The sequence below is a fragment of the Burkholderia cenocepacia genome (assembly GCF_014211915.1).
GTDB classification, from domain to species: domain Bacteria; phylum Pseudomonadota; class Gammaproteobacteria; order Burkholderiales; family Burkholderiaceae; genus Burkholderia; species Burkholderia orbicola.
Genome location: NZ_CP060040.1, coordinates 2,228,940 through 2,247,018, shown reverse-complemented (window position 1 = coordinate 2,247,018; position 18,079 = coordinate 2,228,940). Strand labels below are relative to the sequence as shown.

At 63.9% G+C, this 18,079-nt stretch carries 17 protein-coding genes; 10 read left to right on the top strand and 7 right to left on the bottom strand.

The features are described from left to right. Positions 1-87: 87 nt before the first annotated feature. The 3 genes from SY91_RS26495 to SY91_RS26485 all read left to right on the top strand — a co-directional run bounded on the left by SY91_RS26495 (position 88) and on the right by SY91_RS26485 (position 2,340). On the top strand, positions 88-699 hold the full coding sequence (locus tag SY91_RS26495; protein ID WP_012339069.1) for a helix-turn-helix domain-containing protein: 612 nt from the start codon (positions 88-90) through the stop codon (positions 697-699). A gap of 141 nt (positions 700-840) precedes the next feature. Next, on the top strand, positions 841-1,218 hold the full coding sequence (locus SY91_RS26490; protein ID WP_023476146.1) for a DUF2471 family protein: 378 nt from the start codon (positions 841-843) through the stop codon (positions 1,216-1,218). A gap of 102 nt (positions 1,219-1,320) precedes the next feature. Continuing rightward, a complete protein-coding gene (locus SY91_RS26485; RefSeq protein WP_011548750.1) occupies positions 1,321-2,340 on the top strand; it encodes a tyrosine-type recombinase/integrase in 1,020 nt (339 codons plus the stop codon). A gap of 135 nt (positions 2,341-2,475) precedes the next feature. Here SY91_RS26485 and SY91_RS26480 read toward each other — a convergent pair whose 3' ends face one another. After that, positions 2,476-3,657 (bottom strand): DNA-binding protein, encoded by a 1,182-nt coding sequence (locus SY91_RS26480; RefSeq protein WP_023476147.1) that lies wholly within the window; start codon positions 3,655-3,657, stop codon positions 2,476-2,478. Between the two features lie 1,823 nt (positions 3,658-5,480). On the opposite strand from SY91_RS26480, the gene SY91_RS26475 reads away from it, so the two are divergent. Further along, complete coding sequence (locus tag SY91_RS26475) at positions 5,481-6,848, top strand: replication initiation protein (protein WP_006480193.1); 1,368 nt, start codon at positions 5,481-5,483, stop codon at positions 6,846-6,848. A gap of 92 nt (positions 6,849-6,940) precedes the next feature. On the opposite strand, the gene SY91_RS26470 is transcribed toward SY91_RS26475, so the two are convergent. Continuing rightward, positions 6,941-8,002, bottom strand: coding sequence for a ParB/RepB/Spo0J family partition protein (locus SY91_RS26470; RefSeq protein WP_023476148.1), 1,062 nt, complete (start codon positions 8,000-8,002; stop codon positions 6,941-6,943). A gap of 23 nt (positions 8,003-8,025) precedes the next feature. Then, the gene (gene parA / locus SY91_RS26465; protein ID WP_006480195.1) at positions 8,026-8,688 is read right to left on the bottom strand and encodes a ParA family partition ATPase; all 663 of its coding nucleotides are present in this window, start codon (positions 8,686-8,688) and stop codon (positions 8,026-8,028) included. Between the two features lie 986 nt (positions 8,689-9,674). Between parA and arsC the strand changes: the two genes are divergently transcribed. Next, the gene (gene arsC / locus SY91_RS26460) at positions 9,675-10,031 is read left to right on the top strand and encodes an arsenate reductase (glutaredoxin) (RefSeq protein WP_027808888.1); all 357 of its coding nucleotides are present in this window, start codon (positions 9,675-9,677) and stop codon (positions 10,029-10,031) included. Between the two features lie 145 nt (positions 10,032-10,176). On the opposite strand, the gene SY91_RS26455 is transcribed toward arsC, so the two are convergent. Both SY91_RS26455 and SY91_RS26450 read right to left on the bottom strand, forming a co-directional pair. Beyond that, positions 10,177-10,395, bottom strand: a complete 219-nt coding sequence (locus SY91_RS26455) for a zf-HC2 domain-containing protein (protein WP_043887496.1) — start codon at positions 10,393-10,395, stop codon at positions 10,177-10,179. Next, positions 10,373-10,972 carry an RNA polymerase factor sigma-70 gene (locus tag SY91_RS26450; protein ID WP_023476151.1) on the bottom strand — a complete coding sequence of 200 codons (600 nt, stop codon included), beginning with the start codon at positions 10,970-10,972 and terminating at the stop codon, positions 10,373-10,375. Before SY91_RS26450 ends, SY91_RS26455 begins: the two co-directional genes overlap by 23 nt. A 368-nt stretch (positions 10,973-11,340) precedes the next feature. Here SY91_RS26450 and SY91_RS26445 point away from each other — a divergent pair, with 368 nt between their 5' ends. Further along, positions 11,341-11,895, top strand: coding sequence for an NADPH-dependent FMN reductase (locus SY91_RS26445; protein ID WP_006480199.1), 555 nt, complete (start codon positions 11,341-11,343; stop codon positions 11,893-11,895). Positions 11,896-11,962: 67 nt separating this feature from the next. Here SY91_RS26445 and SY91_RS26440 read toward each other — a convergent pair whose 3' ends face one another. Beyond that, positions 11,963-14,212, bottom strand: coding sequence for a hybrid sensor histidine kinase/response regulator (locus SY91_RS26440; protein WP_043887498.1), 2,250 nt, complete (start codon positions 14,210-14,212; stop codon positions 11,963-11,965). 471 nt (positions 14,213-14,683) lie between these two features. Here SY91_RS26440 and SY91_RS26435 point away from each other — a divergent pair, with 471 nt between their 5' ends. Genes SY91_RS26435 through SY91_RS26425 form a run of 3 tightly spaced genes read left to right on the top strand, consistent with a single transcriptional unit; the run spans position 14,684 to position 16,609 of the window. Continuing rightward, complete coding sequence (locus SY91_RS26435) at positions 14,684-15,052, top strand: response regulator (protein ID WP_011548759.1); 369 nt, start codon at positions 14,684-14,686, stop codon at positions 15,050-15,052. Next, positions 15,045-15,671 (top strand): chemotaxis protein CheC, encoded by a 627-nt coding sequence (locus SY91_RS26430; RefSeq protein ID WP_011548760.1) that lies wholly within the window; start codon positions 15,045-15,047, stop codon positions 15,669-15,671. Before SY91_RS26435 ends, SY91_RS26430 begins: the two co-directional genes overlap by 8 nt. After that, on the top strand, positions 15,668-16,609 hold the full coding sequence (locus tag SY91_RS26425; RefSeq protein WP_023476154.1) for a GGDEF domain-containing protein: 942 nt from the start codon (positions 15,668-15,670) through the stop codon (positions 16,607-16,609). Before SY91_RS26430 ends, SY91_RS26425 begins: the two co-directional genes overlap by 4 nt. 15 nt (positions 16,610-16,624) lie before the next feature. On the opposite strand, the gene SY91_RS26420 is transcribed toward SY91_RS26425, so the two are convergent. Then, a complete protein-coding gene (locus tag SY91_RS26420; protein WP_023476155.1) occupies positions 16,625-17,509 on the bottom strand; it encodes an alpha/beta fold hydrolase in 885 nt (294 codons plus the stop codon). 191 nt (positions 17,510-17,700) lie between these two features. On the opposite strand from SY91_RS26420, the gene SY91_RS26415 reads away from it, so the two are divergent. Continuing rightward, positions 17,701-18,033, top strand: coding sequence for a hypothetical protein (locus tag SY91_RS26415; RefSeq protein WP_006480205.1), 333 nt, complete (start codon positions 17,701-17,703; stop codon positions 18,031-18,033). Positions 18,034-18,079 lie beyond the last annotated feature (46 nt).

The window sequence follows — 18,079 nt, the reverse complement described above, 5'->3', positions numbered from 1 at the left end:
ATAGTCGGTCGTTCGGTTGACCGCATTTATCCGATATTCCGAACTAGAATTCGAAATATCGAACAACTCTAAGCGAACGGAATCCAAATGGCAAGTTCCTCCGGATCGCGGCGCCCGGCCGCCGACGCCGCCCCGCAGCCGCCGGCCGCGACCCCGCCGCGTGTGGGCGAGCAGATCCAGCGCCTGCGCAACGAGCGCAAGCTGACGCTCGATGACTTGTCGCGCGCAGCCGGCGTATCGAAATCGATGCTCTCCGAGATCGAACGCGACAAGGCCAACCCGACCATCGCCGTGGCATGGCGGCTGACGAACGCGCTCGGCATCACGCTCGACGAATTGTTCTCGCAGCCGAAGACGCCCGAGACGATCCGCGTGGACGGCCCGCACGACATTCCGACGCTCGCCGGCCACGACGGCCGGTACCAGTTGCGCGTATGGGGCCCGATCGACCTCGCCGGCAAGTTCGAGTGGTACGAGCTGACGCTGCCGGGCGGCGGCGCACTGGTATCGAACGCGCACGAACCGGGCACGCGCGAGCACCTCACCGTGCTGCAGGGCGCAATGGAAATCGAGGCCGCCGCGGCGAGCAGACGCCTGAAGGCAGGTGACACCGCGCGTTACCCGGCCGATGAGCCGCATGCAATCCGCAACCCCGGCAAGGCAGAAGCGCGGGCCTTGTTGATCGTGATCCATCGCTGACGGCACGGGTAGTCGGCCAAAAGGTCAGTTGCAGGCCAGTTGCGGAAAGCACTGTATGTTTGTACAGTATACGGACATTCCGCCATGCATGGGCCGGAGCCGGCGCACCGAGGCGCCCGCTCCGGTCGACAGGAGCCTGCAATGACAGAAGAACAAGATTTGGCCGCGCTCAGCTTCAAGGCTGCCGCGCATGACCTCGAATTGATCGTTCGCCATATCGCCGGGCGCTACATCCGTCAGCGCGTGCCGCTGACGTGGCGCCTGCTGCACGCAATCGAAGCCGAGGCGCTCGCCGATCTCGGCTTTGCGAGCCGGCACGACGCCGGCATGCGTCAACTGTTCGAACGGCCGTCGGACATGACGTTTCCCGAGACCGACGATCCGATCGACTTCGGGCGCTCGAACGCGCTGCCCGCGGTCTTTTCATTCGCCGTTCTCGCGTACGAAGCCGCGGCAACGACACACGATACCGTGCGTCCGTCGCGCCCTCACCGCCCGTCCAAGGCGTGGGGCGACTGACGGCTCAACCGCGACCGCCGCGCAGGGCGGCCGCTTCACCCTTTTGCTGCCCGAGACGTTGCGGAAAGGGCTACCATATACGCAACTAACGGAATTAATACCATGTCCCTTCCCGCCTCTCCCGACACCGCCGCCCCGCCGGAAGAAAAGGACCTGTTCGACCGCGATGCGTCCGACTGGGTTCTTTCGCCCGAAGCCGCGTTCGACGCATGGCTGGCAATGCAGGACTATCGTCGCTCGTCGGCCGATGTCTATCGCGCGCAATGGGGCGCGTTTCTCGCGTGGATGCGCGCGCATCAAAAGAACCTGGCGACGGTCGATACACCGACCATCGCGAACTTCGTCGGCGAGTTGCCGATCAAGAAAACGCAGCGAATGCGCTATCTGCGGCTGATCGAGCGCGTGCTCGACCATATTCGCCGCACCGAATATGCATCGACCAATCCGGCCCGCTTCATTGCTCAGGATGGCGAAGCGACCTGGCGCAAGGCCCGCGACAACGAACCGACCGGTTTCCTCACACCGGCGGAACGCGCGACGTTGCTCGCGTATCTGTTTTCGCCGATCGGCGTGTCGGGTTCCGCGTACTGGAAGGAGCGTCGCGACCGCGCACTCGTCGCCGCATTTCTCGGCGCCGGCATCAAAACCGGCGAAGCGCGCGCGCTTACGATTAGTTGCATCAATACGAGCAACACGTCGCTGCGGATCGAATCGACGCATCCGGATTACGCACGCGAAACTCATCTGGCCTCGTTCGCGATCGCGTTGCTGGAAGCCTGGCTCACCGAACGCAAACGCCAGGAGATTCCGGGGGAGCTCGTCTTCCCTGCGTCGCACGCCGGACGGCCGATGCACAAGGCGACGATGCTGCGCGCGATCGACGCGATCGTCGAATCGGCCGGGCTCACGTCGTCGCGCACTGCACGCACCAGCCCGCAAACCTTGCGCAATACCTACGCGGCGGAACTGTTCGAGCACGACGTGCCGCCCGAGCGGGTCGGCAAATGGCTCGGCTTCATGCGGCCGATCTCGTCGAATCGCCTGCATCGCGCGTGGAAAAACTGGCGCGACGGGCTGGCCGACAGCAACGGTGACGCGTCCGACCGCGACGAAACTCACTGATCAGGAAACGGCTGCTCGCGCGACGCGATCCGTGAGCAGCCTTGCGTGGCGCAGCCTCACCGTTTCACAGCTCCCGAAAAACCTCACCTCAAGCTTCCCGAATCATCTCACCTGTGCGCATCGCCGGCTTCCCGGTCAGGTTTGCGTAAAACGGGCGACGGCTTCGAAGCGGGACGGCCACGCGCCCGAAGCGTGCTCGCACTCAGGGCACGCGACTTCAAAACCCTCGTCGCCATGTGACAGCTCCGGTTCGCCGTCGCAATGCGGGCACCGCGTCGGCGCCGGAATCTCCTGATCCAGCGAGGTGCCGATTGCGGCATACGCGTCCGCGTCCAGTTGTCCGGCATCGGCCAAGCGCCGCAGCAGCGCGGCGATTTCCGGATTCATCCCGCGGTTCGCGCGCAACGAATTCACGTCGCGCGTGGCGCGTTCCAGTTCGTCGCTCTGGCTGCGCAACTGTTCCTCGAGCCGATCAGCACGCGCCTTGGCAGAACTCAACTGCTGCAGGAAATCGAATTCCTTGCGCTGAACGTCGCGCAACCCGCTCTGGTAGGTCGACGCCATGCTGCGCAATGAGTCCAGTTCAACCAGCATCGGCTTGACGCGGCGTTCGGCTTCGGCCACCGCATCCTTGATTTGCTGCGCGTAGTGCTCGGTGCGCTGTTGCAATTCGGCTTGCAAAGCATCGATGCGGTCGCGCAGCGCGGCGTTCTGTGCCTGTTCGGCATCGATGCGGCCGGCGGCCGCGGCCAGCTCCTTTTCGAGTCGGGTGACTGTGGTGAGCAAGGTTGCTTCGCTTGCCGAACCGTGGGTCGTTTGCGACGCGAGCTGAACTTCGAGTTCGGTCACCCGCGCCTGCAATTGCTCGTTTCTCGCTTCACCGCGCGCGAGCGCACCTTCAAGCGTTTCCTGGCGGATGGTCGCGTCGCGCAAGCGCTGTTCGGCGTCGGCCATGTCGGCGCGAACCTGTTCGCGGTCGGCGTCGAGGCTGTCGCGCGCGGCTTTCAATGCCTCTTCATAGAGTGCGCCGAGCAACGCGCCGGCTTTTTCCTCGACGGCTTTCGGGATCGCCGCGCCGTCGAGCCGGATCTTGGAGGCGGAACGGATGCGTTCCCAGAAATGGTCGATGTCTTTCGGGATGTCGCTGGCGCTGCCGGTCTGGGTGAGATCGCGGACGTTGGCGGCCGACGGCCGAATGCCGAGATCGAAAAACAGCCGCTTGCATGCGTGCAGCGACAATTCCTGGCGCCGAGCACCGCTTGCACGCAGCGATTCCAGTTCTTCCCGAATGACTTGACGCATTTCGTCCAGGGTCATGACCACGCTCACAGACAATGAATTGTGGCAATCATAACGAAATACGTATCACTTGATACTTTTTTCGAGGGTCCGTTGTGAATTTACGTCGTTTTGCACAGAAACCGGATCAGGGAGCCGATCTTGCCGAAGGTGAGCCGGAATTCCGTGAAACAAAGCGAAGAAAGTTAGCCAAGTCCTTGTCGCATAAGTATTTTTCAGCGGACCCCGAATTTTGGCCTTTGTTTCACATGACAGCGGAGCTGTTCGCCCGTGGGTGTTCTGGGGTTGAGGTGTCTGTGGAAAACTCGTCAGCCCGATGTCTTGAGAGTATTAGAAGTAAACACCCTTGAACCCTTAGTTAAAAACGTTAACGCCACGGCACAGCCTTATGGTGCAAGGCTCTCCGGCCGACAAGGTGAAGTTTTACGGGAGCCAAGGTGATCTTCTGCGGGAGCTGACGTGATGGGGTTCAGGGAGCTGCGTGAGCCGTTGCAGGAAGGGTCGTGAGCGGATTCGGGATCACAGTAAAACACACGTTTTCCTAAAGGTGAGGGTTTTCGGGGCCACACAGCCGTAGAAGCCGCGCTGTGCCTGACTTCACAGTTTTCTGCCTGTGCAGACATAGGTGAGAATTTGCAGGACCTGCTTCGCGCCCCGATTCTGCCCATCTTTTGGGCAGATTTGGCGAAAGGTGAGGTTCCACGGGACTCCACGGGAATTTGCCGTGAGGATTTCCGGGAAGTGGACGCCATTTTGCACAGCAAAAGTGCTCTCCTGGGCCTGTGATGCCCCAAAGGTGAGACTTTTCGGGAGGGAAATCCGGGTTTTCCTGCCCCGTTCGCCTTAAGGTGAGCTTTTTCGGGGCATGGATCACAGGCTCCGACTTGGCTTACAGGTGAGGTTTTCCGGGAGACGTATTTGCTGAAAAAATGGTCAAAGGTGAGGCTTTTCGGGACCTGTGACTGGCGGAATTCGTCGAAAAGCCCGCCAGGACTGGAAGAAATCTCGTTTTTGCTGTGCCACTTTTTGGCACAGGTGAGAATTTTCGGGGGGCGACATACGGTTGTCGTATGAAGGATACCCGTCGAAAGGTGAGGCTTTTCGGGGGCTCCTGGCGATGCACAGGCAAATGCCTTCTGTGCATAAGTATCGGAAGAGATTGGGATTTTTGATACCGCGGCGGTTACGGTGAGATTTTTCGGGAGCCATTTCCGTACCCGTTGCTGTGCCGCATTTTTTCGTTGAGGTGAGTGTTTTCGGGAGCCATTGGCAGCCGGTCGCCCGTGTGTCGGGCCTTCGTCGGCACCCGGACGAATCAACATGCTGTGCTTGAGGTGAGCATTTTCGGGACCGGATACGATTGGCGCGCTGTACAATGCGCGCCCGGTCCGGCCAAATAGGCACCGATCGGGTCGCGCGTGCCGGTTTCGACCGCGCTTTTCCATGTGTCGAAGCCAAATCGATATCTCGGCGAGCCGCGCCTGTACATGCATACAGGCCGATCGGCACAGTCGGAAAAGGGACGGTGAGGTGCAATCGCGGCCCTGTGTCGAACTCACGTCTGCGCAGTCGCAAAATTACGACAAATCGAAAGGTGAGCCGATACGGGAGCCAATTTCGCACGTGTCGTGCACAGGTGAAATTCTGTGAATCGGCGCATGCCGCGGCACGTCTGGAAGAGTCCGGAACACCGCACTGGCGGACCGGTGAGCATTTTCGGGAGCGGTTCGGGTGAGTGCCGTTTTGCCGGCGCGCTTCACCGGCTATGGTGAGCATGTCGTTCTGGACGCACATCACCGCAGGCGCTATCCTTCCGGGAAACTTCTCCTCCGACCCGACGTATGGCCACGACGAAGCGCGCCAAGAAAACCGATGTGGATGTGGTGAGTGCCAGTTCAGCCGAATTGCGAAAGGCCGTCGAGGCGATCGCCATTCAGCCGAAGAGCGGCAAGATCACGCTCCTCACTCGCAAGCTGTTCAATGTCCTGCTGGCCGTCGCGCAGCAAGCCGACGACTCGGGCGATACATATCGCGCGCTGCTGTCGGACATCGTCGCGAACTCTGCTTTCGATTCGAACGACACCGCATTGGTGAAGGAACACCTGCGCCGCATGGTGTCGGTGCAGGTCGAATGGAGCACGGGGACGTCGAGTCAGAAGCCGGGCCGCAAGTGGGGGATTTCCACGCTGATCGCCGATGCGGAAATTCTCGAGGACCCGACCACCCGCCGCGTGTGGGTCGAATTCTCGTTCGCGCCGAAGATCAAGAAGAAGCTGCTCGACCCGGTCCAGTATGCGCGGCTGAGCCTGCAGTTTCAGAGCCAGTTGCGCAGCAGCGCCGGTCTCGCGCTGTACGAGATCTGCGTGCGCTACCTGACGAACCCGAGTCATCTGACGATGCGCGAGCCGTGGGAATGGTGGCGGCCGATCCTGTCAGGCACGCCCGACACGGAAGCCGGCGACGAAGCGAAGCGCGAGTACAAGTACTTCAAGCGCGACTACCTGCGTCCCGCGATCGCGGAAGTCAACGCGGTCACCAACATCTTCGTCGAGCTGATCGAGCACCGCGAAGGGCGTCGGGTGGCCGAGATCCAGTTCCGCGTGACCGAGCGCAAGCAGCCGATGCTCGCGCTCGACGAGCACCCGAACGTGTTCGACAGCACGCTGGTCGACCGGATGGTGAAGCTCGGGATCCCGCTGAAGGAAGCGCAGACGCTCTATGCGGACAGCGAGGAAAACCGGATTCGCGCCGCGCTGCAGATGACCGAGCAGCGGATGCGCAGCACGACGCTGCCGCCGGTGCGGAGCGCGCCGGCGCTGTTCAAGGACGCGCTGAAGAAGGGTTATGCGCCGCCGGTGGAGTCGGTCGACGCGCTGCCGGCCGGCACGCCTTCCGCGAAGGTTGCGGCTGCGCAGCCGGACGATCTGAAGGCGCGCCTGCTGAGCGAGTTCGCAGCGTTCCGCCGCAAGGAAGCGAAGGTGCTGTACGAAGAGCAGGGCGACGCGGAGCGCGAAGTGGCGCGCGAGTCGTTCGAGTCCGAGGCGTTGCCGACGATGGGCTCGCATCTGCGCGACGACTGGCGCAAGCGCGGCCTCGATTCCAAGCTGGCCGAGACGGCCTTTTTCGACTGGCTGGCCCAGAAGACCTGGGGCGAGCCGACGGATGGCGACCTGTTGTCGTTCACGCTGAACCAGTCGCGGGCCGCTTGAGGCCCGCTCAGGCCCGCTGACGGGCCACCGCCGGTCCCCACCCCCGATCGGGCAGGGCCGGCGGCCTCACCAGGCCTTGCCGGCCGTTTCCCTTACTCCGACAACAGCATTCGCTCGAGCTGCTCGAGGATCGCGTCGCGCTTGTCCTTCGGGAGGCCACGCAGGCGCAGTTCGATGCGGTCTTCGCCATACGACTTCAGGTCGCCGACCGACTTGCCGCCAAGCTTGATCTCGAGACGCTGCGCATAGCGCTGACGGCCCGCGGCCTTCGGCGTCTCCTGCGCCGCGACGCGGCCCTTGACGATGTCCGACACCTGGCGCGTGCTGAGATCGTCCGACACGATCTTGTTGATCAGCCGCAGCGTGGCCTCGGTGCCGCGCGCATTGTGATAGCGGCCGACCTGATACGCCATGTTCGACCCGAAGCGATCGGGACGCGCGACCATTTCCTGCATGATCGCTTCCGGCAACTTGCCGATCGACAGCGCGACGGCCACCGTCGACTCGTCGAGGCCGAGATGCTCGGAGAGCTCCTTCTGGCTCTGGAAATGCTTGTCGTCGAGGAAGCGGCGCCACACGACCGCGTTGTCGAACACCGTCTGCGAATCGCGCTGAACGTTGAGGTCGTAGCCGAGCTTGTAGCTCTGGATGCCGATCGGCACGTCGATCACGATCGCCTTGACCGACTCCTTGTTCGCTTCCTTCAGCGCCCGCACGCGGCGGCCACCGTCGCTGACGAAATACGTGCCCGGATTGTCGTAATCCGGAATTACGTGGATCGCCTGCTGCTGCCCCTGCTTCGCAAGGTTGACCGCGAGTTCGGCAATCGACGATTTCAGATAGAAGTGCCGCGGGTTGAACGGGCTGTGCTTGATGGACTTCAGCGGCAGTTCGATCACCTGCCCGGGCGCATAGCGATTCTCGAGGCGCCACGCGCGGTATTGCGGCGATTCGTCGATGGACGGATCGATCGCGAATTCCGGAGCAGGCGGCGGTGCGATGTCCTTCTTCGCTGATTTGGTCGGCACCGGGGTCGGCGTCTCGGACTTGACGATGCCGTCGATCGCATTGAGCCGATCAAGCGCGGTGCGCTTCTCGCTCGTCGTGATATCCGGGCGCGCTTGGAATCCTTTGGCGAATTGGGAGGGTTTCATGTGACTCCTTTATGCGCATAAAGTCAGGGCAGCATGGCGACGATTTCGTCGGCACATGCGCGAATTTCGGCGGCGGCCAGCTTGCCGCCGCGATCGTTCATTTGCAGCACGGTCTGACCGAGCGCCATCGCCTGCTTGTACGCTTCCCGAGTCGGGATCTGCGTCTTCAGCAGCGGGAAGCCGAGTTCTTCGAGTGCACGCTTGAGCTCGCGGGTCAGCATGCGCTTCTCTTCGGTCTTGTTCAGCAGGAAGACCGCGCGGAGGTCTTCGTTCATCACCTGCGCCTGCTGAATCAGTTTGACCAGCCCGACGCTCGACCAGTAATCGGCCGGCGACGACGATGTCGGGATCACGGCAATCGATGCGGCCAGCAGGACGACGCCGGAGACTTTTTCGGTGATCGACGGCGGGCAGTCCACGACGATGATGTCGTAGTCGTTGATGAACTTCTTGATCTCGCGATGGATCTGGCCGTCGGCTTCGGCAAGATTGACGACCGGAAACGGGATGCCGTTGTCGCTGTCGCCGGATGCGCTCGACCAGTGAACCAGCGTGTTTTGACGGTCTGCGTCGATGACGAGGACGCGCTTCCCTTTTTCATGGAACGCGGCGCCGAGATGCATGGCAATCGTGCTTTTGCCGACGCCACCTTTTTGTTGAGTGACTGCAATGATTTCCGCGGCCAATTTTCACTCCTGTTTTGGTCGTTGGAATTCTACAGGACGATATTTGAATTTCAATGAAATTGTCGTTCAACAACTACGCGTTGGCCATTCGGACTATCGGTTTATGCGCATAAACGGGATGGTGGAGGTTGGATTGCTGGTTGGGACGGCGTGTGGGAGATGGCGAGACTGATGTAGAGCGGTCGATGCAGTGCTCGATGGTGGATCTCTCGTGCTCCAACGCCGGGGCGGTTCGTCGCGGCGATGTCTCGGTGTGCTGCCCTCTCGCTGGACGCGGCGAGTGGCCGAGGAGCCGGAAGTTTGTGCGCATAAAGTCCGCGGCGATCGGGGTGATCGACTTCGTGGCTGGAGCGCTCGGGATACGCCACAGAGAAGTGTGTTCTGCTGGCCGGAGGCAGACGCACGGCCACGAGGCACGTCGTTGAACGTGTATGCATCGAGGCAACGTTCCGTTTGCCCACAGCGTTTATGCGCATAAACCGGACGCAACGATGGCCTGCAGTGGAGGGCAAGGCAGAGACCTGGCCTACGTCAGGCACGCAATGATGTTGGGACGATAGCCTATCGATACGACCGTCGTCCGGTGCCGTATCCCTGTCGACATACGTCTACGCCTGGAGCCGCATCTCACCTCGCCTGACAATCACAGGCTTTATGCGCATAAACCGACCCCAAGTGTCCCGCGATCCCCGCTCTCTTTTCGCCGCCCGAGACAGCCCTCACGAGACATTAGGCGGGCTAATCGCAAGTCCCTGTCTCCATGAAGCCGTTGCGTGCCCGCACTTTATGCGCATAAACAACCACTCGCTCAGGTGTGTCCCACGACATCAAACACTCGCCGTCTCGCGATCACGACGCATCACTAAACCGAATCACGCCAGCGACCCACTGCCACGAGGAAAGCCACACGATCTCAGCTGCCCCGCCCGCCGAGCCTCCCACGCAGACTGGCTACAATACAGGGCTCCACCATCCAGGCTTGAATGATGATCACGATCTACCACAACCCCCGATGCTCGAAGTCCCGCGAGACGCTTGCGTTGGTCGAGTCGCTGAATACGGCCGGCGCGCCGCTGAACGTCGTCGAGTATCTGAAGACGCCGCCGACAGTCGAGGAGCTCGAAACGCTGCATCGGCAACTCGGCCGTCCGGTCCGCGACATGCTGCGCGACGGCGAGGAGCCGTACAAGACACTGAACCTTGCCCGTGCGGACCTGACCGACGCTGAAGCCTACGCGGCGATCGTCGCTCATCCGATCCTGCTGCAACGCCCCATCGTCGTGTACCGCGGCAAGGCGGCTATCGGTCGTCCGCCCGAGTCGGTGAAGGCGTTGTTCGAATAATTCTTGCCCGGCGTATTTTTCTTATTGCATCAACGCGGCCTGGCCCAGCCCTGCACACGTAAACAACGGCAATCCAGACCGACGCGACCGTCAGGCTGCCCGCGCCGCCACCCGCCCCCGGAACGATATGTCGCCACCGCGGCGTCTAGCTTTTACCGGAAGACGTCCCATCATCATCGTCCGGCTCCCGCCCCGCCGCCGCCTTCGCGGCCATCCGCAACAGCGAGATCTGCCCACGATAGGCGCGGCATCCACTGCAGGTCGGCAGATGCACGCGCACCTGCAGGCGCTCGTGCAGCGTCAGATGCCGATCGAGCGCATCCGACAGCAGGCGTGTCACGTCAGTACATTTCCCCGGCAGCATCTTCGGTCGTCAGTCCTTTTTCGCTCAGACAGGTTCGCAGGCGCGTGCGCGCCCGGTACAGCAGCACGCTGCAATGATTCGTCGTCAGCGTCAATTCGTTGCAGATGTCCGCGATCTCGACATCGAGGAATTCGCGCATCATGAACACGCGTCCGATCTGCTCCGGCAGATGGTCGAGGCACACCTGGAACAGCGTCCAGAACTGCTGTTGCTGCAACAGCGTGTCGGGCTTCGGCCACGGTCGCGGTTTCGCATGCGCGGCCCAGTGCCCGTTGTCCTTGAACAATTCGCGATCGAGTATCGATTCGCCGTCGAGTTCCGCATCGAGCGCGGTCAGGCTCACCATCCGCTGCCGTGCGCGCAGCACGTCGATCAGCTTGTTGCGCAGGATGCCGAACACCCAAGTCTTGTGGGCCGACAGCCCGGCGAACTCGCCGGCATGCGACCACGCGGCAGTCAGCGCTTCCTGCACGGCGTCTTCGGCCGCGTCGGCATCGCGGAGCTGGAGTCGTGCGAAGCGCAGCAGGTCGTGCCGCAGTTGCGCGAGATAGGCGGGGTCGTCGTGTGCGGACAGCATGGGTGAATGGCGGTGTCTCGAAGCGATCGCGCGTGCGTCACGGAGCGGACGCATCGCGGTGCGTGCAGCTTACTGGGCGCGGTCTCCGCCTGCAACGCAATGTTCCGTCACGAATTCGCGGAACCGGCTGCCGTGCTGCGCTATGCTTGCCGAACCCCGTCTCGCGCGTCGCCGGCGATGCGCGTCGGGCAATCTGTAACGTCAGAACATAACGGTCGAGTTATCCACAATTTCTGTGGAAAACCTTGTGGAAAGTCGGCCGGACGGCCCCGTGGGACGGCTCGCGGGCTGGCTTGCCTATAAACAGACCTTTGTCGCCCATTCGGAAGCAATCGATCCGATTCCTCACTCACCGGAAGGAGAATGCCATGTCCTATCGTATTGCGGTCGTCGTCGGCAGCCTGCGTCGCGCTTCGACCAACCGCGCGCTCGCGCACGCCGTGATCTCGCTCGCCCCCGCCGATTTTTCGTTCGAGTTCGTCGAGATCGGCGAGCTGCCGCTGTACAGCCAGGACTACGACGCGGATTTCCCGGAAGTCGCGAAACGCTTCAAGCAGTCGATCGAAGCCGCCGACGCGCTGCTGTTCGTCACGCCCGAGTACAACCGGTCGATTCCCGGCGTCCTGAAGAATGCGCTCGACTGGGGCTCGCGCCCGTGGGGTTCCAACTCGTGGTCGGGCAAGCCGGGCGCGGTGCTCGGCACGTCGCCGGGCGCGGTGGGTACCGCGCTCGCACAGCAGCACCTGCGCAACGTGCTCGCGTACCTCGACGTGAAGACGCTCGGTCAGCCCGAGATGTTCATCAAGCACGACCCGGCGCGCATCGACGACCAGGGGCAGATCGTCAGCGAGGACACCCGCAAGTTCCTGCAGGGCTTCGTCGATCGCTACGCGAGCTGGGTGCGCTTGCTGAAATCGGCCTGACCTCGTTGGCCTGACCGCCGCCGCGCGCGCTCACGCCGTCGCGGCGGCGCCCCCAACCAAGAGCGGATCACGCGCCGGCGTGTCGTGCGTCGCGCGCTTCGCGGATGCCCTGCAGGATCTCGTCGAGCAGCGCGATGTCGAACGGCTTCGACAGCACGCGGACGTTGACGGTGCGCGTACGGTCGAGCTCCTCCGCATAACCCGTGACGAGAATCACGGGCAGCTTCCCCGGCCGCTTTTCGACCGCTTCTGCCAGGTCGATGCCGTTCAGGCGGCCCGGCATGTGGATATCCGAAATCACGAGATCGAACGCGTCGTTCGCGGCGGCGCCTTCGATCAGGCGCAACGCGTCGTCGGCGGTGGGCGCATAGGTCACGCGATGACCGAGCAGCGACAGCAGCGCTTCCGTGCCGGCCGCGACTTCGTCGTTGTCCTCGACCAGCAGTACGTGCAGACCGGCGAGCGCGCCGTTGCCCGCGTCGTGCGCGACGGCTGCCGGCCGCGCGACGACGTCCTCGGCCCGCGCGCGCGGCAGGTACAGACGCACCGACGTCCCCGCGCCGACCGCGCTGTCGATCGTCGCGAGGCCGCCCGAGCGTTCGCAGAACGCGAATACCTGCGGCAGGCCGAGCCCCGTCCCCATCCCCTGCGCCTTCGTCGTGAACAGCGGCTCGAACGCACGGGCGAGCACGTCGGGCGCCATGCCCGAACCCGTGTCGTCGAGCGAGATCTGCACGAAGTCGCCGGTGAGCGGGAAGCCGTCCTCGCGGCGCAGCGTGACGTTGCGTGCGCCGACCGTGAAGCGTCCGCCGGTCGCCATCGCGTCGCGCGCGTTGACCGCGAGGTTGATCACCGCGAGCTCGAGCTCCGCGACATCGACGCGAATCGGCCAGACGCCCGGCTCGATCGCGACGACCAGCGACGACTTCGACCCGAGCGACGTCTTCAGCAGTTCGCGGCACGTGCCGACCCATTGCCCGATGTCGATCGTCTCGTTGTGCAGCGGCTGCTTGCGCGCGACGCCGAGCAGCTGACGCGTGAGCGACTGGCCGTTCTTCAACGCGCGCTCGATCGCGCCGAGCTCCTTGTCGAGATGCTGGACCCCGCGTCGCCGCGCGATCTGCACGTTGCTCGAGATGATCATCAGCAGGTTGTTGAAGTCGTGCGCGACGCTGCCGACGAGGTTGCCGAGCGCCTGCATCTTGCGCGACTGCCGGTACGCCGATTCGATCGAGCGCCGCATCGACGCTTCGGCCTGCCAGCGGTCCCACGCTTCCTCTTCCGCCTTCAGCCGCTTGAGCGACAGCCAGATCACGGACCACAGCGCGACCGACGGCGCGAACATCGAGATGAACAGCACGCTCAGGTGTTCGTACCATTCATGCCAGATCGCCGACGTGCGGTACGCGCAGGTCACGTAGACGGGATAGCTGCCGACCTGGCGATACGCGACGATCTCGCTGCTCGCGCCGTCGTGGCCCACGCGCACCACGCCCGCGCGCGGATCGTTGCGCGGGTTGCCGAACGTGACCGAGCGATCGGTGTGCGCGAGCGACGGCGGCGGCGGATACGACGCGATCACCGCGCCGTCCGAGCGCGCGAGCGCCATCGTCATCGGCGTGCTCGCGCCGCCGAGCAGGTCGCGGTAGAACGCATTGAAATACGACGACTTCAGCGCGATCGACACCATGCCGGCGAACGAACCGTCGCTATGGCGTCGCGCGACGCCGGTGTTGAAGACGGGAATGTTCTCGAGCTTGAGCGGCCCCATCATCAGCCGCGAGATGTGTTCGATGACCTTGCCGTCGCGGATGCCGGCGAAATCGTCGCGGTTCGCGATCGACGCATAGGGCGCCGGATAGTAGAGGCTGTTGGCGAGCAGCATCCCGCTTGCGCCGAAGATCGACACGGCAGCCACCTGCGGATAGCCGCCGCCGATCGTGTTCAGCGCTTCGTGGATGTCGGACTCCTTGCTGCGCACGGTCGCGTCGTCCATGTCCTGCACGAGGTCGACGATGCGCGCATCGAGCGTTTCGCTCAGGTCGAACACCTTGAGCGCGTGTTCCTCGGCGACCCGCACCGTGCGCATCGTCACGTCGCTCGCGGCGGCCTCGCGCGCCTTCAGGTCGTTGTACGCCATCACCACCACGTAGATGCACGGCAGCACGATCGCCGCGACGAGCAGCACGATCAGCGTCACGCGGCGCACCGCGAAATCGTGCTCGGGTGCGCCGGACGCGTAGCTGCCGTCATCCTGCCAGTCGTCGGCGGGAGAAGGGGCAGGGGCGCGGGAGTCGGCAGGCCGTTCGGACGTCATCGAGGAAAGCGGGTGAGGCAGAGGTGTCTGCCATCATAAACGAGTTGCGGCGGTCCGCCGTGCGGTGCCGTACGGGCGCAAACCTGTCGTATATGACAGAGGTAAACCGTCAGATTGAAAACGCGACGAATCCGGCAGCGCAAACGTACACAAGGAAAAATTTTGCGTGCTTATCTCGAAAATGGTCGCGGCTGTTTTCGGAATCACGCGCGATCGGACCGATTCTGTTCGAAATGGTGAAAATGGCGAGTTGCATCGCCTCCGGTTTACTCCGAGAATCGCGCCTTGCTTTCCCTATGACAGATACATGCGCCCGTCGGCGATTGCCGCGCGGTGCGTCGCGCGCACCTGCGTCGCGGCGCCCGTGCCTGGTCGCAAGGCGGTTGGCCGCGCCCGAAACGCAAGGCACTAAAGAAGAGCGCCGCGCGGTCGTTAACGCGAGAGAGACCATTCCGTATACCGCATCGCCCCATGCCTTTGCCGATTGTAATTGCCGACGATTCGCTGCTCGCTCGCAAACTTCTGACAAAGGCGCTGCCGGGAGACTGGGACGTTGACGTCGCGTATGCAGCGAATGGTCGCGAGGCCTTGGCGCTCTATCGTGACGGCAAAGCTTCCGTGATGTTTCTGGACCTGACGATGCCCGACATGAGCGGATATCAGGTCCTGGAAACACTGCGCCACGAAGATCTGAACACGTTCGTGATCGTGGTATCCGCCGATATCCAGCCGCAGGCGCAAGCACGCGTGCGTGAATTGGGCGCGATCGCATTCGTTGCCAAGCCCGTGACGTCGGAGGCATTGCTGCCCATTCTCAAGGAGTATGGGTTGTATGCCTGAATCGGTGTTCACGGCGGAGCAACGCGACGCGTTGCAGGAAATCGCCAACCTTGCAATGGGCCGCGCCGCCGCGCGGCTGGCGTTGTTGCTCGGGCATTTCATCGAGTTGTCGGTGCCGCGCGTGCGCGTCGTGAAAGCGGCCGACGCGGGCGACGCGCTGCGCGAGATGACGGGCATCCACGACAACGTGACCGCCGTGCGCCAGGGCTTCCGTTCCGACATCAAGGGCGAGGCGATCGTGCTGTGCCGCACGGCGGGTGTCGCGCGGCTCATGTCGGTCGTCGACCGCACGTTCGGCGACGGCGTGTACGGCGGGATGGCGACGCCGGACGAGATCGTGTTCGACGTCGCGAACGTGCTGATGGGCGCCTGCGTCGCGTCGATCCTCGACGAACTCGGCCGCAAGCCCGTGTTCTTTCCGCCGGGGCTGCTCGGTGCGAACGTGTCGTTCGACGACGTCTTCCAGCCGAACGAACTGGGGTGGAGCGTCGCGCTGCTGCTCGAGGTGAACTTCGGGCTCGAGGACCACACGTTCCGCGCGCATTTCGTGATGCTGATGGCCGAGGATTCGATCCGGCTGATGGGCGACGCGCTCGACGCGTTGCTGTCCGCGCTATGACGGCCGCCGCCCCGTCGCTGAGCGACCTCGTGATCGAGCGGGTCGGCTTCGGCCTGTTCGTGCTCGACCGTTCGATGACCGTCCTGATGTGGAATCGCTTCATGCAGGACCACAGCGGCATCCCGGCCGCCGACGTGATCGGCCGCAACATCTTCGACCGCTTTCCGGACCTGCCGCGCGCGTGGCTGTCGCGCAAGCTCGAGAGCGTGTTCCAGCTTGGCAGCTTCGCGTTCAGCTCGTGGGAGCAGCGGCCCTACCTGTTCCGCTTCGAGCATGACCGGCCGATCACGGGCGGCGTCGACTACATGCAGCAGGACTGCACGTTCATGCCGCTCACGCGCGGCCGCGACGTCGAGGCCGTGTGCGTGACGATCTCGGACGTCACGCACGTGAGCGTGATGCAACGAGAGCGCGAGGAAGCGGTCGCGAAGCTGCGCGAACACGCGAACCGCGACGGGCTGACCGGCATCGCGAACCGGCGCTTCTTCGAGGCGCGGCTCGGCGACGAATTCGCGCGCTGGCAGCGCTACGGCGGCGACCTGTCGGTGCTGCTGTTCGACCTCGATCACTTCAAGACGATCAACGACCGCTTCGGGCATGCGGCGGGCGACGCCGTGCTGCGCGAGACCGCGCGCCGCGTCGCGTCGATCGTGCGCGCGCAGGATACGTTCGGGCGTTTCGGCGGCGAGGAATTCGCGCTGCTGCTGCCGTGCACGAATCTCGACGAGGCGATGCGGGTGGCCGACAAGGTGCGCGAGGCGATCGGCAGCATGCCGGTCGATGCCGAGGGCGTCAGCGTGCCGGTCACGGCGAGCGTCGGCGGCGCCTGCGCGAAAGCCGGCGCGCTGACCTGCGACGTACTCGTCAACGAGGCCGACGCCGCGCTCTATCGTGCGAAGCGGCTCGGGCGCGATCGGTCGGTCGCGTACGCTGACTGACCGCGCCCGCCCCCCTCAGCTTTTCGCGATGTCGGCGAGCACGCCGGCCAGCACGGCCGGCTGCGACACGAACGGCGAATGGCTGCTGTCGAGCTGGTGTACGTGGGTCGGGTTGCCGGGCGCGAATGCGTCGGCTTCGTCGATGAAGCGCTGCTGCAGCGCGGGCAGGATCACGCGATCCTGCAGGCACTTGACGTAGTGACGGTCGATCGCACCCCAGCGGGCGGCGGTCGTCGGGATCGCGGTTGCGAACGGCGCGGCCGGCACGTCGCAGCTCATCAGGTTCGCGACCGCATCGAAGTCGGCCTGCGGCACGTCTTCGTACAGCGCGCGCTTCATCAGTTCGCGATACGCGGCATCGCCGCTGTGCGGATCGACGCGCAGCGCACCGGCCACGCGCGGGCTCGCGAGCATCAGCGGGCCGAGCAGCTCGCCCTTGTTTTCCGGCGCGCGCACGTAGTCGAGACCCGGCACGCCCGACGCGGGCATGAAGGCCGCGAGATAGACGATCTTCGCGATCTTTTCCGGCGCACGTTCGGCGGCCGCCGTGATCGCGAGGCCGCCCATGCTGTGCCCGACCAGCACGACCTTGCCGTGGCCGAGCGCGTATGCGTCGTCGACGGCCTGCATCACCTGCGTCGCGTAATCGTCGAGCGTCGTGTTCGCGACCGGCGACGGCTCGGCGCCGAACGCGTCCTTGTCGAGCGGCCGGGCGAGGTACGACGCGGGAAAGCGCGCATGGATGCCGTGCGCGGGCAGGTCGCGCGCGATCGACAGGTAGCCGCGCGCGGCCAGCGCGGCCGCCAGGTGGGCGTAGCACCACGCGCCATGCCACGCGCCGTGCACGAGCACGAAAACGGGATGATCGGACTGCGGGTTGGCGGTGTCGTTCGTCTCCATGGTGTCCGTATTTTTTCGAGAAAGGTGTCATCTTAGACGAACCCGCCGCCATCGAAACGCGCTCGCGCGGCGCGTCTCCCGGGCGGCAACGATCCGCCCCTTTTGTGTCGCGCAGGCCACATTTCGTCCATATCTGATTTGAATTTGTGCCGAAGCACGCTAATTTGTTGCTTTACTCGCGATTGCGCCCCATGAACGTCGACTATCTCTTCTACCGGAAGCCGAACAAACCCGGCCCCTATTCGCTCGACGACCTGGGCGACATCGCGCCGCCGATCGGCCCTGGCGACCTGGTGCGCGCGGGCATCGCGCGCGTGTTCGAGCAGATCGACTGGCAGGAATCGCCCGACGTGCCGGGCGCGTGGTTCGGTACGGGCGGCGCGGTTTTCCAGTTCACCGCCGAACCCGACGGCCGCGTGACGAGCTTCATGGGCTCGCGCCTCGAGCGCCGCTCGATGCTGCAGCTCACACGCGAAATGGGGCTCATCGCACTCGATCTGCAGCGCGACATCGTCTACGGCTGACGCGCCGCGCGACGCCCATTCGCCGAGGCCGGCCGCGCCGCCCTCT